At 65.0% G+C, this 622-nt stretch carries 1 protein-coding gene; it reads right to left on the bottom strand.

The genetic code is table 11. The features are described 5' to 3' along the window. On the bottom strand, positions 1–554 hold a 554-nt coding region (locus AC0L20_RS39670; protein WP_473295615.1), incomplete at its 3' end, for a serine O-acetyltransferase. Positions 555–622 lie beyond the last annotated feature (68 nt).

Here is a 622-nt window from a genome sequence, read left to right as displayed (position 1 = left end):
ACCGCCTGGTAGATGCGCACCCGCTCACCGATGATTGCCGTCTCGCCGATCACCACACCGGTGCCGTGGTCGATAAAGAAACTCGGGCCGATCTGCGCGCCGGGGTGAATATCGATCCCCGTGGCCGAGTGAGCGATTTCCGCGCTGATTCGCGCCAGCAATGGCAGGCCGGCGCGGTACAGGTGATGGGCGAGGCGGTGGTGGATCACCGCGAGGATGCCCGGGTAGCACAGCAGTACTTCATCCACGCTGCGTGCGGCCGGGTCACCGTGGTAGGCGGCCAGTACGTCGGTGTCCAGCAGGCTGCGCAAAGCCGGCAATGCCAGGGCGAAGTCCTGGATCAGGCGAATGGCATGGGCGTTGACTTCACTGTCATCCTGGCCACTCTGACGCGCGGCGTAGCGCAGTTCCAGGCGGGCCTGGGCGAGCAAGGCGTTAAGGGCGACATCGAGGGTATGCCCGACGTAGAAGTCTTCACTTTCTTCACGCAGGTCCACCGGGCCCAGGCGCATCGGGAACAGGGCGCCGCACAACGCTTCAAGAATCTGCGCCACGGCCTCGCGGGACGGTAATTCGCGGCCACCGTGTTCGCCACTCAAGCGACCATTGCGCGTTCGCCACT

This window comes from Bradyrhizobium sp. Kon58, from assembly GCF_055807455.1.
Note: the sequence above shows the minus strand (reverse complement) of the source record. Positions and strands in the feature narration are given on the sequence as shown.